The following is a 14,491-nucleotide window of genomic DNA, read 5'->3' on the forward strand; positions in this document are numbered from 1 at the left end:
AAGATCATCACTGGCAAAACATTCGCCGCCGAGCCGCATAAATGAAAACAATATTGTTAACAATCCGGTTTTGGCCTTTATATTGAAGCTGTGAACTTAACGTAGACGGGGGTTGGGGTAGGGCATGTTTAAACGAATTCTGTGGGCATCGGTCGCCGCCGCTTTTTTGTCGGGCCTGGCTGTTTCCTCTGCTGCGGCGGAAACGACTTTAGAGCGTATAAAGCGGGATGGCGTCGTGCAGGTTGGGTTTGCCAATGAGAAGCCTTACAGCTTCAAGCAACCCGACGGCAGTCTTGCCGGTGTTGATTACGAACTGGCGCGTGCCGCTTTCGCCAAGCTCGGTGTGCCAAAGGTCGAAGGTGTCGCCGTGAAATTCAGTGCGTTGATCCCCGGCCTCAAGGCAGGGCATTTCGATGCAATCGCCGCAGGACTTTTCATCCGTCCGTCGCGATGCGCCGAAATCGCCTTTGCCGAACCGCATATTCAGATTGCCGACGCCGTCACGGTTCGCAAGGGAAATCCAAAAAACATCCATAGCTATGACGACGTTCTCAAAAATCCGGACATCAAAATCGGAACGCAGCAGGGATCGGCTTCGAGGAAGGATTTCGAACGGCTGGGCATCCCCGAGAGCCAGCTCGTTAGTTTCCAGGATTTTCCCGAAGTCTTCTTCGCATTGAAATCGGGTCGGGTGGATCTGACGACGTCGACCATCTTTGCGGCGAATGAAACAGTCGCGGCCGATGGCGGAACGTCAGTGGAGCGAGCTGCGCCGTTCACGCTGCCGGTCTTTGATGGCAAGCCTTCAATCAACTATCTCGGTTTTGGTTTCCGTCCGGATGATCAGGATCTCGTTGCTCAATTCAATGATGCGTTGCGGTCTATTAAAGGCACGCCGGAATATGACGCGATCCTAGCAAAATACGCGATCACAGCAGCGGATATCCCATCGCCGGATGTGAAGCTCGCCGACATCTGCAAGGAGTAGGGTGTTGCACCTCGCGTTTTTCCATCAGCCTGGAAGGCTCAAGGTTCCGGTCGCGGTTTCCGCACATGCGTGACCTGCTTGCGTGGGTCCCGCTGCTGCTGGAAGGGCTTTTGCAAACACTGCTATTGTTTGTGATTGTCCTGGCGCTCGGCTTCAGTTTGGGCATCGTCATCGGTCTTGCGCGCTTGTCTCGATTGCGCCTCGTTCGCTACTCCGCTTCGGCCTTCGTCGAACTGTTTCGAGGTGTTTCCCTTTATGTCACCTTGTTCTGGCTCTATTTTGCCGCGCCGTTTCTGGGTTTGCGCCTGAGTGTCTGGCAAGCGTCCGTCATAGGCTGCGCCCTCACGCATGCGGCCTATTCCTCGGAATATATCAGGGCTGCGGTCCTTTCTATTCCCGCCAGCCAGCACGAGGCCGCTGTGGCGTTGGGAATGACCAGTCTCCAGCGGCTGCAATACGTCGTGCTTCCCCAGGCCCTGGTCGCCTTGCTGCCGTTGATGGGCAACGAGTTTGTGATGCTTCTTAAAGGCACATCGGTGGTATCGCTGATTGGGCTGGCGGACCTGACGGAGCAGGCCCATTCGGTCATCGTCAGCACCTACCAGCCGGTTCCGGTACTGCTCGTCGTTCTGCTCACCTACTTCGTCCTGGCGCAGGCATTGATACGGCTGATGCGCAGGATGGAGGGCCGTTTCGGAGGGTGGAAATTGCGCGCCCCGGGGGAATCCACGTGATGGGCCCGGCTGCATTGGAAAGGATGCGCTTGCCTTCGCGGCCGGACAATAGTGATTTCCTTTCGTGGCTTTCAGGATGACTATATTAGGTATTGATATTCTCGCGGACTGGTTTCGACTAAGTGTCGTGACTGTTGTCCTGCCAAAGCTGATCGCAGCTGCAAGCGTAACGATTTACGTCGCGCTCCTTGCTTTTGTAGGGGCGCTCGTGATCGCCATTCCGTTATTGTGGGCTCAGCGCTCCCATTTGCCTCTTATCGCAAGGCCGGCGGTATTTCTGTCCGATTTCATTCGGTCCACGCCACTCTTGTTGCAGGTATATTTTTATTTTTTCGTGCTGCCGCAGATCGGCGTCATGCTACCGGCCATTGCCACAGGTGTTCTCGCGCTATCGATCCACTATGGATGCTACGTTTCCGAGGCATATCGGGCCGGCCTTGAAGCCCTGCCGGTCGGGCAGCGGGATGCTGTCATAGCCCTCGGCTTTTCACGCTTTGATGCCTATCGCTACATCATTGTACCGCAACTCATTCCTTTCTTGATTCCGGCGCTTGGCAACCTATTGGTGTCAATCTTCAAGGAAACGCCATTGCTCGCGTCCATCGCCGTTACCGACATCATGTTCGTTGCCATGCAGCATGGCGCGGACCATTTCCAATATATCGAACCAATCACGCTTTGCGGTCTCATATTCCTGGCTCTCAGTCTGGCTACCTCCTTCGTTATCCGAGTTCTCGAAAATGCTGCCTCACAGACGTGGCTTGGCAGGAGAAACATACGTGGCTGACCAAATCGCGTCTCCCATCATCAGCTTTCGCGCCGTCACCAAAAAATTCGGCGGCACCACGGTTCTGGCAAATCTCGATCTGGATGTGGTGCAAAACGAAAATCTGACGCTTATCGGTCCGAGCGGCTCAGGAAAATCAACGATACTGCGCATTCTCATGACGCTGGAGAACGTACAGGCTGGCGGCGTTACCGTCGATGGCGAGGCCCTCTGGGTTGATCAGGGCCCTGATAAACTCAGCCAGCAGGCTGCGGCGGCGCAAACCCGCGCAATTCGTCGTAAAGTCGGCATGGTTTTCCAGAGTTTCAATCTGTTCCCGCACATGAGCGCACTGCGAAACATCGCGGAAGCGCCCATTCGTGTGCTGCGGCTCTCCAAGGATGAAGCTTACGATCGCGCCATCGAACTATTGAAGCTTGTCGGTCTCGCCGACAAACAAAACAATTTTCCCATCCAGTTGTCGGGAGGCCAGCAGCAGCGTGTGGCGATTGCCCGCGCGCTCGCAATGCGTCCCAAAATCCTGCTGTTTGACGAAGTGACGTCGGCGCTGGACCCGGAAACTGTCGGCGAGGTCCTGTCGGTCATCCGGCAACTGGCCAAAAAACATCAGTTTACCACGTTAATGGTCACACACCATATGGGGCTGGCCAGGGAAATTTCGGATCGCGTGTGTTTTCTCGAAGGTGGCCGCATCATCGAACAGGGCAGTCCGGTGCAGATATTCGAATCCCCTGCGAATAACCGTACGAAAGCTTTCCTCAGGGCGATCCTGGAAGCCTGACGCGCAGATTGCCGCCTTTTTACACAGGATCGGAACGCCGGTGGGTTCCCATATTGCTCTCCTGTCAGTCAAAGGTTGTCCTCTTCCTTAAGAAGGGTGATCACCGCATTTGAAGTCACAGCGCCGGGCCTCCTTTCGGCGTGCACGCCCTTTATGACAGAGCGTTGTCCAGCCCCGTTTTCCTGCTCGTCCCCTGAAAGCTGATGCTCGCATTGTTCGGTGAGGGTCCGCACTCCCGTGCACCTTGCTGCATTATTTTTTCGCAAATGGCGCCTTGCGCAAAATTATCCTCTTGCTCGCGCGATTGGTGGCAATATTGTATGCCAAATATTCGGTTCGGGGCGAATGGTGGCGCATTCACCGATTTGTCACAAACAGTGACAGGTCGGCGGGGTGTCGACCCGTTATTCATGCAATTGAAAGGAAAGAGATTAAAGGTGGTGAGGGTTTCCAAACGACAGAACGATCCGGTGGCAAAGCTGCGCAAGGCGATCGAGACAGGGCATTTTCTCCCGGGTCAGCGGCTTCCTGAGATAGAATTGGCAGAGTGGTTGGGCGTCAATCGGGTCAATGTGAAGCTGGCGCTTGGGAAGCTGGATCAAGAAGGCCTCGTTGAAGTCGAGCGCAACAAGGGTGCGCGCGTCCGTGTGATCAGCGACAAGGAGGCGGTTGAAATCCTTCAAACCTTTGCGTCGCTTGAGACGCTCATTGCACGCAACGCTGCCGCCAAGGCGACCGCAGATGATTGCGAGCGCCTTAAGATGATTTTGACAGCAATCAAGCAGGCCCGTGCCGAGGAAGCCTATGTTGAATATTTGCATGAGATAAACAAACTTCACACCGAGATTCGGCGCATCGCCGCTCTTTCGACCGCAAACCGCATCGTCGCAACGTTAAATGCGCAGATCGCGCGCTTCCGGTTTCAAACAGTTTTGTTCCCGGGCCGTATCAAACAATCCATCCAGGAGCTGGAGGAAATTGTCGCTGCGATCTGCGCCGCTGATGGTGTGCGTGCCGGAAAGGCAATGCTCGAGCACCTCAACAATGTTGCAAAGGCCCTGGAGCAGAACCTGGCTCGCGTGAACGCCTGAAGCTTTCTGCTTTCCTGGAGCGCTTGCCTGCTGCGAAGGCGTTGGATGAAGATGATCGGTGCGCAAGTCTGTGGACTTCGCCGCATGCTGCAAAAGTTTCGATTCCTGGGCTTGTCGCAGGAGATAATTCTCCAGATCCGCAAATAGTGAAATCAATATTGTTAGCAATATAGCCCTTGGTGTGGAATTGTTGCTTAAGCTTCGGCAACCTGACTGGTTGTCGTTGGTCAGGTGTGATCGCAGGGGTGCAACTCGATGACGGAAGAGATCCCGGCAGTGTCTGCGTTGCGCCGCGCCGTTTTTCGAGACTCGGGCACTTCGCCGTTCGCTTTGCGCGCTTTAACCGGACCTTTGCGATACTGCACCGCATTTGCCGGCAGGCTGGCATCGGCGGCAGTGGTTCCGGGCGTCGTTCTGCTGGGCCTCCTTTTTGTCGTCTTCGCCATTGGTCGATTGCTACCCACAGACCCTGTTCTGACCGTGATCGGGGATCATGCGCCGCAAGAACTATACGAAAAAGTGCGTCGTGAGATGCATCTGGACAAACCGATAGCCGAGCAGTTTGTCCTGTTCGGCCTGGACATGGCGCGCGGAGATTTCGGTGTTGCCACGACAACCGGAAATCCCGTCGTAGAGGACATCGGCCGCTTTCTACCCGCGACGATCGAGTTGGCGACCGTGGCAATCGCGCTCGGTGTAGGGCTGGGTGTTCCAACTGGATTGCTGGCGGTCCGATTCTCCGGCAGGTGGCCGGACAATCTCGTGCGGCTGATCGCAATCCTTGGAAATTCCATACCGATCTTCTGGATGGGATTGGTGGGGCTGCTCTTGTTTTATGCGCATCTCGGCTGGGTAGGGGGACCGGGAAGGCTTGACATCGTCTATCAGTATACGGTCCCCAGAGTGACCGGCCTTGTTCTGGTAGATACAGCGATCAGTGGCAACGCGGCAGCATTCTGCAATGCGGTTTCGCATATAGCCCTTCCTGCCTTGCTGTTGGGATTGGTTGTCTTTAGCGATATAGCCCGCACCACTCGCGGGTTGCTGCTGTGGCAGTATCGCCAGGACTATATCAACGTCGCACGGCTGAAGGGACTGTCTGAAACGAATGTATTGTGGCGCCATGCCTTGCCTAACGCGGCGGGTCCTCTCCTTGCCGTTATCGCCTGGAGCTACGCCTATCTGCTCGAAGGAGCGGTGTTGACGGAGACAGTGTTCGCCTGGCCTGGACTCGGACTCTACATCACTCAGTCCCTGATGGCGTCTGATATGCGTGCTGTGCTGGCGGCAACGTTGATCATCGGTACCATATTCATGGTGCTGAACATGGTGGCGGAAATCGCCCAAACGCGCGTCGATCCGCGTACGCGGGCCTGACGTATGGGCGCAGTCAAGGAATGGCTTTTCGACAATAGTCCCAATACCCCGCTCCAGGCGCAACTGGGAAGGGTCGCACGCGATATCAGGGCGGTGCTGCGCGATCCGATCGCGGTCATCGGTCTGCTCGTTGTCTTGGTGATGGTGGGCGTTGCGGCCCTCGCACCGGTGTTGCCGGTCCAGGATCCCGGTTTCCAGATCCTCAACGACCGTTTGCAACCGCCGTCTGCGGTCCACTGGTTCGGGACCGACATGCTCGGACGCGATATCTTTTCGCGCGTTGTGTCAGGCGCGCGGCCGACGCTCGCCATTGTTGCCTCGGTTCTGGCGATCGTGACGCCGCTGGGCGTCCTGATCGGCATTGCTTCCGGGCTGTTCGCACGGCTCGACACGCCGTTTATGCGGCTCTGTGATGTGTTCATGGCGTTTCCGCGCCTTATTCTGGCGATTGCCGTAGCGGTCACGCTTGGCCCCGGCATCGGGGCGGCGATCGTCGCGATCGCAGTGACAGGGTGGCCTTCCTATGCCCGCATCGCCCGGGCTGAGGCCGTGGTAATCCGGCGATCCGAATTCGTGCAGGCCGCGCAGGTGCTTGGCGCCTCGCGTATCCGCATCATGCTCACACACGTTCTACCGCTTTGCCTGCCTTCGGCAATCGTCCGTGCCACACTCGATGCCTCGAGCATCATTCTCATAACCTCAGGACTGGGGTTTCTGGGGGCCAGCGTGCCGCCTCCGCAACCAGAATGGGGTGCAATGGTCGCCGAGGGCAGGGATGTCATATTCGAGGCGTGGTGGGTCTCGACGATGCCCGGAATTGCAATCCTGGTTTTTGCCCTTGGCTTCAATCTGCTCGGCGATGCGTTGCGCAATCTTTTCGATCCGCGGGCTTGAGAGGAGATGAAATTGCACGGTTCCCTGCTCGACGTTTGTGATCTTCAGGTCGGCTTTCGCACCTCCGACGGCTATGTCGAGGCCGTGAAGGGCGTCAGCTTCACACTTCGTCGCGAGCGTCTGGCGATTGTGGGCGAGTCGGGATCGGGAAAATCGATGACGGTCCGCTCGCTGATCGGCCTTGCCGGGCACAATGCAATCGTTTCGGCGCGGCATGCCCGCTTCGGTGAGACGGATCTGCTGTCGCTTTCGGGTCGCGAGCTCAGTGCAGTTCGCGGCCATCGCATTGCGATGGTGGTTCAGGATCCAAGGCAAGGCCTCAATCCGGTGCAGACCGCTGGGCGCCAGGTCGGCGAGATGCTCCGCATGCATCGACGGACCCGGCGGCACGACATGCGCAATGCGGTAGAGACGCTTTTCGACGAAGTGCACATCCGCGATCCGCGGCGGGTGTTCGATCTTTATCCCCACGAACTCTCGGGCGGGATGGCGCAACGCGTGATGGTTGCGATGATGCTCGCCGGTGGGCCAGACATCCTGATAGCCGATGAGGCCACGTCCGCCCTCGATGCGGTCGTTCAAAGGCGCATCCTCGAACTGATCGACGAGCAGGTCCGGTTGCGGGGTATGGGTCTTATCCTCATCAGCCACGACCTGGAACTTGTCTCCGGCTTCGCCGACCGGATCATGGTCATGTATGCAGGCCGTACCGTGGAAACGTTCGCCGCAGGGCAGGGATACGGGAGCGCGCGACATCCCTACACGCACGGACTGATCGCGTGCGTGCCATCCCTGGATCACCCCGGCCAGCGTCTGCCGATCCTCAACCGTGATCCGGAGTGGGCCCGATGACGCCGCAGGCTCTTTCCCTTGACGGGCTGTCAATCCGTTTGGGGGCGTCGCTGGTCGTCGACACGGTCTCGCTGACGCTCGAGCATGGGGAAAGTCTCGGCATCGTCGGGGAATCCGGCTGTGGCAAGAGCACATTGCTGAAATGCATTGCGGGCATCTACGATACCTGGTTGGGAAACATCGAAGTTTTCGGTAGCAAACTCAATGCCCGGCGAACCTATGCCGATCGCCGTCTCCTGCAGATCGTTTTTCAGGATCCAGCGGCAGCGCTGAACCCGGCGCACACCGTGGACACAATCCTGCGCGAACCGTTGATCATTCATCGCTTCGATAGGCAGGACAAGCGCATCGCCGACGTGCTCGAAGCGGTCAGTCTGCCGCATTCCATCCGGTTCAGGTTTCCCGGTCAGATTTCGGGAGGGCAGCGGCAGCGTCTTTGCATTGCGCGCGCTCTGCTGGTCGAGCCAAGGATAATACTGCTGGATGAGACGACATCATCGCTCGATGTGTCGGTGCAAGCGGAGATCCTCAACCTGCTCGCCGAATTGCGCGACGAGCGGCAGATTTCCTACCTCCTCATAAGTCACGATCTCGCGGTTGTCGCACAGTTGTGCGAGCGGATCATGGTGATGGCCGCCGGAAAGATCGTCGGACGCACCACGCGCGATGAATTGCGCGGCAAAGCAAAAGAGGAAAGCTACCGCAAGCTGCTGTTGCCCTTTTCGCGAGATTAGAATCTTCGTGCCTTGTCGTGAACGTGTCGCTCCGCAGGTCCAGTCTTTCAAGTCCTTCTAAGGCGACGTTCGGTGATTACGCTTTAGGCAGTGCGCTCAAAAACCGTGCGTCCCACAGATCGAAAAGAGCAATTTATTTCCATCTCGCATCAAGAATGGGCAGTTAATTGTTATCAAGATTGATATCAATCTGCTTGGATATGCTCATTCGAAACGGGCGGTATTGAGATGACAAAATCCACACTCATACAGCAACTGAAAGAGCAGGTTCTGCGACATCCGGATCGAGTTGCCGTCTCCTCGGATTCTGGTTCGCTGACTTTTGCCGAGCTTTGGCGTCGCAGCGGACAGGTCGCGGCCCATTTGCGCAATCATGGCGTCAAAGCCGACGCCGTTGTTGGCGTCTTTGTCGATTCCTCGCTCGAACTCGAGATTGCGATCTGGGCTGTTCTTCGCTCGGGTGGAGCGTACCTGCCGTTGTCTCCGGAGTATCCGAGCGTCCGGCTGCGATATTCTCTTGAGGATTCCGGTGCCAGGATCATCCTCACGACGGCACTCCTGGAGAGCGATGCACGGACAATCCAGTCCGCCCAAGGTGCAATTGTCCGTATTGAGGATTGTCTGGAAGGTGGGAGCGACGATGCCGAACAGGACGGTTACGCCGGATCGAACAACCTTGCCTACGTCATCTATACATCGGGAAGCACGGGCAAGCCCAAAGGCGTGGCGATCGAGCATGGGAGCATTGCGCACCAACTCGATTGGTTGCGTGACGCCATGGGCATCAACGAAGACGTCAGGATTTTGCAAAAGACCCCCTTCAGCTTCGATGCGGCCCAATGGGAAATCCTTAGTATCGCTCTTGGCGCAACCGTCGTCATGGCCGGCATCGGCACATACCGCGACCCATCCAGACTCGTCGAAACCGCCAAACGCCATGCGGTCACAACGCTGCAGTGTGTGCCGACACTTTGGATGGCTCTTTTGGAAACGGACGGATTTCAGGATTTAAGCCTTGCCCAGATATTTAGCGGCGGGGAGGCCCTGACGTCGCGTCTTGCGCGCAATCTCATCCGTGTTCACCCCTCAGCAAGCCTGGTTAACTTGTACGGGCCGACAGAGACCACCATTAATGTCTCTGCCTACACTGTCAGAGCCGACGAACTTGATGATACCGACCGCGTCCTGCCGATCGGATTCCCGGTCTACCATACAGACCTCATTGTTTGCGATGGTGCGAGGGAACTTGCGGATGGCGAAGTTGGCGAACTTTGCATTACCGGACCCCAGCTGGCCCGTGGCTACATCGGCAATGCGGAGCTGACCGCGGCTAAATTCACGATGTTGGTCGACGCGCAGGGGCGCAAGCGCCGCGTATATCGAACCGGGGATCTTGCGATCAAGGGCGCCGCCGATGGGGTCGTCGGTTTCCTTGGCCGCGTCGACAATCAAGTCAAGATCAGCGGCCATCGCATCGAACTGGACGAGATCCGGCTGGCGATCGAGAACCATCGCTGGATCCGAAGGGCGACGGTTGTTCCCTGGCAAACCCGTCGCGGCACCCCGCAATTGGCCGCTTTCGTCGAGTTGGATGAAACCGAAGCGGCCCTGATGGACCAGAACATCTCCGGCAGCCATCACAAATCCAAGGCTAGCCGCCGCCAGGTCAACGCGCAGCTTTCGAACGGCGCGTTCCGTTTGGCGGACGAGCTTGACGGAAATATCGTAAGCCTGCCATCCCGCGAGGCCCCAGAGGATATCGCGACACGGGCATTTGCGCGCAAAACCTATCGCAATTTCAGGACGCGGGTCCGCGGCGATCAGATCGTAGAGGCTATACGCAGTGCGCAACGTCCTCCGCTGCCAGGCAGCACTCATGACGCGAAACTTGATAAAACTCTGATAGGGCGAATCTTGCGCTGGTTTGGCCCGTTCTCCAGCGATACACGCCTTTTACCCAAATACGCCTACGCTTCTCCAGGTGCATTGAACGCATCGCAAATCTTTGTGGAAGCCTATGGTGTGGAGGGCCTCTCGCCGGGCCTGTATTACTTCCACCCGGCAGACCATACATTGACCCACGTTTCGCCATTGACGCCATCGGATGTCGGTATTCGCCTCCACGTTTATGGCAAGCGCAGCCGTATCCGGGAAGTCTATTCGACAAATGTGGACGAGGTTCTTCACCTCGAAGCGGGGCACATGCTGGGGCTTCTTGAGGAAGTCGCAGTCGAGCACGGTCTCTACCCGGCCAGGGCGGCGCCGCCGCATTCCGCCCCGGCGGAGCTTTTCAGTGCCGAAGACTACCTCCACACTCTCAGTGTCAAATTGGCTCGGCCGGTTGTGCCAGAGCCGCTCGTCAAGTCCCTCGCCCTTGTTCAGATCCACGAAGAGACCCCGGATGGCGTTAAACCCGGTACGTATGGACTGGATAGCGACAAGCTGACGCCCATCGGTGATCCCATCATTCGCCGCAAGGACGTCATTGCCATCAATCAGGCGGTCTTCGACCGGTCGACCTTTGGCATAGCTTTGATCGTTGCGAAGCAATCCGGATGGGAAGGTTTTGTCGAACTCGGCCGCTTTCTCCACCGCCTGCAAACCAGCGACCCCGAGATCGGGTTGATGTCGTCGGGCTACAGTTCGCTTTCGGGCTACGAGATGGCGACGTCGATCCGGCTGGATGCACTCATCGGAAAGGACTTTTTCTCCGGGAACGGCACCATTTCCTATTTTGCCCTGGGAGGCGGGATTTCTTCCGCCCAGCGATCAAGCCGCGGCATGGAAGAAGACCTCGTGCACATGCGCGGGCCGACGGAAATTCTGAAGGACGATCTGCGCGAACTGTTACCCGAATATATGGTTCCTTCGCGCGTGAAAGTGATCGACACGACACCGACCATGCCGAGCGGCAAGATCGATCTGCAGTCACTGCGCAATCTGGTCGAAGCGGAAGAAAGCGCGCGCCCGATCGTCCCGCCCGGCACGAGAACCGAGCTTGAGGTCGCGGGCATCTGGAAGGACATTCTGGGTCTGGAGTACGAGGAACTGTCGATCCGGGATTCGTTTTTCGACGTGGGCGGCAATTCCCTTTCGGCCATGGCGCTCATCAATCGGCTGAACGCCAGATTTGGTACAAGGCTACCGATACAGGCCCTCTTCGCTGTGCCGACTGTCGAAGCCCTTGCAAGCGAAATCGGCTCCGGTGCGGTTGCCCTCGCCAGCCGCCTGGTCAGCCTCAATGAGGCACCAGTGGGAAGCCCGATCTATTGCTGGCCGGGACTGGGAGGCTATCCCATGATCCTTCGATCATTGGCGCAGGCGGCAGATCAAGGTTCATATCGGTTCCTTGGCGTTCAGGCGCACGGCATCAATCCGGATGAAGTCCCGTTTACGACCATCCAGGAAATGGCGGCGGCGGATGTGGAGCTCATTCAGCGTCACGATCCCACAGGCCCGATTACGTGCATCGGCTATTCGTTCGGTGCCCGGGTGGCCTTCGAAACTGCTTATCAGTTGGAACAGCTGGGTCGAACGGTGGAGAGGATCGTTCTCATTGCCCCTGGATCTCCGTTGCAAAAGACAACCGCGGCGGCAGCCGAGGCTGATCGCTTCGAGGACGAACGGTTCCTGCGTATTCTTTTGTCGGTGTTTGCCGGGACGCTGAACTCACCCCTGGAGGCGCAATTGCTTGCCAGCGTCGGTGACGAGCGCGCCTTCATCGACTTCATCACGAGTAAGTTCGAGGATCTTTCGACCGAGCTGGTGGCGCGAATCGTCACCGTCGTCAAAGCCACGTTCTCCTTCGAATACACCTTCGACGAGCTCAGTCAGCGTGCGGTTCGGGCGCCGATCACCCTCATCAAGGCGCAAGGGGACGACTATTCGTTCCTGGAGACAGCCAGCAGCAGCCAAGGCTTTAGCCAGGTCATCGAACTTTCCCATGACCATTATTCAATCCTGCGTGGCGATGGCCAGATGGCGCTCGCCCAGGTTCTCAGCGACGTGCTTTCATCCGATCGGGAGATTTCCATGCCTCATATCAGTGTCAAGCATTTCCCCGCCCACATCGACGAGGGTCGCCGAAAGATTTTGGCCGACGAGCTCGCATCCGCCGTCATCAAAGCCTTCGGCTGCGCGCCGAATGTGGTCTCGGTGGCGCTCGAACCGGTGGAGGAGGCCAACTGGGATGCGCTCGTCTACCAGCCCGAGATCATCGGACGACAGAAATTTCTGGTCAGAGAGCCAAGCTACGGCCTACGCCAAAACGCAAAATAGGGAGAGAAAAGATGGAAAAGGCAACTGCGGCGCGGTTTTTCGGGCAGGCGGCGATATGGGGTGCGAGTTTCACCTTCATCAAGTTCGCGCTCGAGGACTTCAGCCCCAACCAGCTCGTGCTTTTTCGGCTGATCCTCGGAGCGGCCACGCTCGCTTTGATTATTGTCTTTACGGGAAGGTCCTTCAAGCTGACCGGCAAGGCTTGGTTCCACGTTGCGGTCTCTTCGATTTTCGCAAACGTCGTGCCCTATCTGCTGCTCAGCTATGGCGAACTGCATGCCAGTGCCGGTTTGGCGGGCGTGCTCATCGGCGGCACGCCATTGGTGACGCTCTTCATCTCGACTCTGGCGTTGCGCGACGAGCCGGCAACCTCGCGCAAGGTGACCGGCTTCATTCTGGGTTTTCTCGGCGTGGCGCTCGTGGTCAGTCCATGGAAGGTGGAGGGAAGTTCGCTGCTCGGCGCCCTGGCGTGTTTTGGGGCAGCGACGAGCTATGCGGTGGGCTACGCCTATGTCGGCCGTTTCCTGGCGCCTTTGAAGGTGGACCCAATCACGCTCGGCGCCAATCAACTTGTTGCGGCGGCCATCCTTCTGGCGCTGGCCGTGCCATTCTTCACCTGGCCCCCGATTGAATCGGTCTCCGCTGTACCGTTGTTGTCTCTGCTTTATCTTGGCGTGCTTGCCAGCGGTTTTGCCAACATCCTTTATTTCAGACTGATCCAGGATGTCGGGGCGTCAACCGCATCGGCCGTCGACTACGTCGTTCCGGTGTTTGCTGTTCTGTTCGGTGCGGTTTTGCTGCTCGAACCGTTATCGTGGAACGTGATCGCGGGCGGTGCAGTCATCTTGATCGGAATGGCAATCGCCGAGGGGCGCATCTCCTCATCCGCTTTCTCGCAAGCTTCGTCTGGAAAGGTGAATAACTCATGAGTGGCGCAGAACCTTTTCCATCAAGCAGTGCCTCGCGTGCGATGCTGCCGCATGTCGATAGGGCATCGACGCAAACGCCCCGGCCTGGCCTTCGGCAAGACGTGACGCCCTCCACAACCGCCGCAGAGGCCCGCTTCTTCGGCTCCGGTATCGGCGCAACACCTGTCCTTGAACTGCCGGCGGACCTCGTCGGTGGACGAGGGGTCTATGCCAAGCTGGAGAAATACAACCCCTTTTCCAGCATCAAGGATCGCATCGCCTGGTATATGCTTGCAGGGGCCGAAACCCGTGGGCAACTGGTCCCGGGCGGCACGGTCATCGAGGCCACTTCGGGTAACACGGGAATTGCGCTCGCGGGTTTTGCAAGGGCGCGCAACTATCGTTGTATCATCGTTCTGCCGGATAGTGCGTCGAAGGAACGAATAGAGTTGCTGAAGTTTTTTGGCGCGGAGCTGGAGCTGACACCAAGCGAGGCGGGATACACCGCCGCGATCGAGAAAGCCGAACAACTGCGCGACGTGACGCCGGGGGCATGGTTTGCCTGCCAGCACGAAAATGCGGACAATGTTCTGGCTCACTACGAAACGACCGGGCCGGAACTGTGGCGCGATCTTGCCGGAAAGATCGATACCCTTGTTTGCGGTGTTGGTACCGGCGGAACGATCAGCGGCATCGGAAAATTTCTCAAGGAACAAAACCCGGATATCAAGATCGTTGCCGTAGAGCCGGAGCGCTCGGCGGTTCTGAGCGGCAATCCCGGCGGGATCCACCGCATACCGGGACTGAACGGCGGCTTTGTCGCGCGGACGACCGACCGTACCTTGATCGACGAGATCATCACGGTGGCCGATGAGGATGCCTGGGCAATGGCAAAGAAGCTTGCGTCCGCAGGAATTGTCGTCGGGATTTCATCTGGCGCTGTGGCCGAGGTCTGCAGAGCAATTCGGCAAAGGTCGACCTCGGACGAGGGACGCATCGTTACCATCTTTCCGGACTCCGGAGAGCGGTACGTGTCCCTTCTCAGCGCATAGTCGGCAAAACTGGCG

12 protein-coding genes are annotated in these 14,491 nt (G+C 57.7%); all 12 read left to right on the plus strand.

The features are described from left to right. Positions 1-124 precede the first annotated feature (124 nt). Complete coding sequence (gene ehuB, locus LB462_RS14820) at positions 125-988, plus strand: ectoine/hydroxyectoine ABC transporter substrate-binding protein EhuB (RefSeq protein ID WP_224509110.1); 864 nt, start codon at positions 125-127, stop codon at positions 986-988. Positions 989-1,053: 65 nt separating this feature from the next. After that, a complete protein-coding gene (locus LB462_RS14825; RefSeq protein ID WP_224509113.1) occupies positions 1,054-1,722 on the plus strand; it encodes an amino acid ABC transporter permease in 669 nt (222 codons plus the stop codon). A gap of 76 nt (positions 1,723-1,798) precedes the next feature. Further along, entirely contained in the window at positions 1,799-2,509 is a 711-nt protein-coding gene (ehuD, locus tag LB462_RS14830) for an ectoine/hydroxyectoine ABC transporter permease subunit EhuD (RefSeq protein WP_224509116.1), read from the plus strand. After that, positions 2,502-3,290, plus strand: coding sequence for an ectoine/hydroxyectoine ABC transporter ATP-binding protein EhuA (ehuA, locus tag LB462_RS14835; protein ID WP_224509118.1), 789 nt, complete (start codon positions 2,502-2,504; stop codon positions 3,288-3,290). The genes ehuD and ehuA overlap by 8 nt, the downstream gene beginning before the upstream one ends. Before the next feature lie 440 nt (positions 3,291-3,730). Further along, on the plus strand, positions 3,731-4,381 hold the full coding sequence (locus LB462_RS14840) for a GntR family transcriptional regulator (protein WP_224509121.1): 651 nt from the start codon (positions 3,731-3,733) through the stop codon (positions 4,379-4,381). Between the two features lie 255 nt (positions 4,382-4,636). Then, a complete protein-coding gene (locus tag LB462_RS14845; RefSeq protein ID WP_224509124.1) occupies positions 4,637-5,758 on the plus strand; it encodes an ABC transporter permease in 1,122 nt (373 codons plus the stop codon). Positions 5,759-5,761: 3 nt separating this feature from the next. Beyond that, complete coding sequence (locus tag LB462_RS14850; protein WP_224509126.1) at positions 5,762-6,652, plus strand: ABC transporter permease; 891 nt, start codon at positions 5,762-5,764, stop codon at positions 6,650-6,652. A gap of 12 nt (positions 6,653-6,664) precedes the next feature. Then, positions 6,665-7,504: an ABC transporter ATP-binding protein gene (locus tag LB462_RS14855; RefSeq protein WP_224509129.1), complete on the plus strand. Its 840-nt coding sequence runs from the start codon at positions 6,665-6,667 to the stop codon at positions 7,502-7,504. Further along, positions 7,501-8,238: an ABC transporter ATP-binding protein gene (locus LB462_RS14860; RefSeq protein ID WP_224509132.1), complete on the plus strand. Its 738-nt coding sequence runs from the start codon at positions 7,501-7,503 to the stop codon at positions 8,236-8,238. Before LB462_RS14855 ends, LB462_RS14860 begins: the two co-directional genes overlap by 4 nt. Positions 8,239-8,466: 228 nt before the next feature. After that, positions 8,467-12,516, plus strand: a complete 4,050-nt coding sequence (locus tag LB462_RS14865) for an amino acid adenylation domain-containing protein (protein ID WP_224509135.1) — start codon at positions 8,467-8,469, stop codon at positions 12,514-12,516. Positions 12,517-12,527: 11 nt separating this feature from the next. After that, positions 12,528-13,445 (plus strand): DMT family transporter, encoded by a 918-nt coding sequence (locus LB462_RS14870; protein ID WP_224509138.1) that lies wholly within the window; start codon positions 12,528-12,530, stop codon positions 13,443-13,445. Continuing rightward, positions 13,442-14,476 carry a PLP-dependent cysteine synthase family protein gene (locus LB462_RS14875; RefSeq protein WP_224509142.1) on the plus strand — a complete coding sequence of 345 codons (1,035 nt, stop codon included), beginning with the start codon at positions 13,442-13,444 and terminating at the stop codon, positions 14,474-14,476. The genes LB462_RS14870 and LB462_RS14875 overlap by 4 nt, the downstream gene beginning before the upstream one ends. Positions 14,477-14,491: the final 15 nt, after the last annotated feature.

Origin of the sequence: Phyllobacterium chamaecytisi (assembly GCF_020164455.1) — a bacterium.
Classification (GTDB): Bacteria; Pseudomonadota; Alphaproteobacteria; order Rhizobiales; family Rhizobiaceae; genus Phyllobacterium; species Phyllobacterium chamaecytisi.

Bases quoted from the DNA above. Each gene is read 5' to 3' on its own strand.
- ehuD (WP_224509116.1), top strand. From the start codon at position 1,799: ATGACTATATTAGGTATTGATATTCTCGCGGACTGGTTTCGACTAAGT.
- LB462_RS14845 (WP_224509124.1), top strand. From the start codon at position 4,637: ATGACGGAAGAGATCCCGGCAGTGTCTGCGTTGCGCCGCGCCGTTTTT.
- LB462_RS14825 (WP_224509113.1), top strand. From the start codon at position 1,054: ATGCGTGACCTGCTTGCGTGGGTCCCGCTGCTGCTGGAAGGGCTTTTG.
- LB462_RS14870 (WP_224509138.1), top strand. From the start codon at position 12,528: ATGGAAAAGGCAACTGCGGCGCGGTTTTTCGGGCAGGCGGCGATATGG.
- ehuB (WP_224509110.1), top strand. From the start codon at position 125: ATGTTTAAACGAATTCTGTGGGCATCGGTCGCCGCCGCTTTTTTGTCG.
- LB462_RS14860 (WP_224509132.1), top strand. From the start codon at position 7,501: ATGACGCCGCAGGCTCTTTCCCTTGACGGGCTGTCAATCCGTTTGGGG.
- LB462_RS14850 (WP_224509126.1), top strand. From the start codon at position 5,762: ATGGGCGCAGTCAAGGAATGGCTTTTCGACAATAGTCCCAATACCCCG.
- LB462_RS14865 (WP_224509135.1), top strand. From the start codon at position 8,467: ATGACAAAATCCACACTCATACAGCAACTGAAAGAGCAGGTTCTGCGA.
- LB462_RS14875 (WP_224509142.1), top strand. From the start codon at position 13,442: ATGAGTGGCGCAGAACCTTTTCCATCAAGCAGTGCCTCGCGTGCGATG.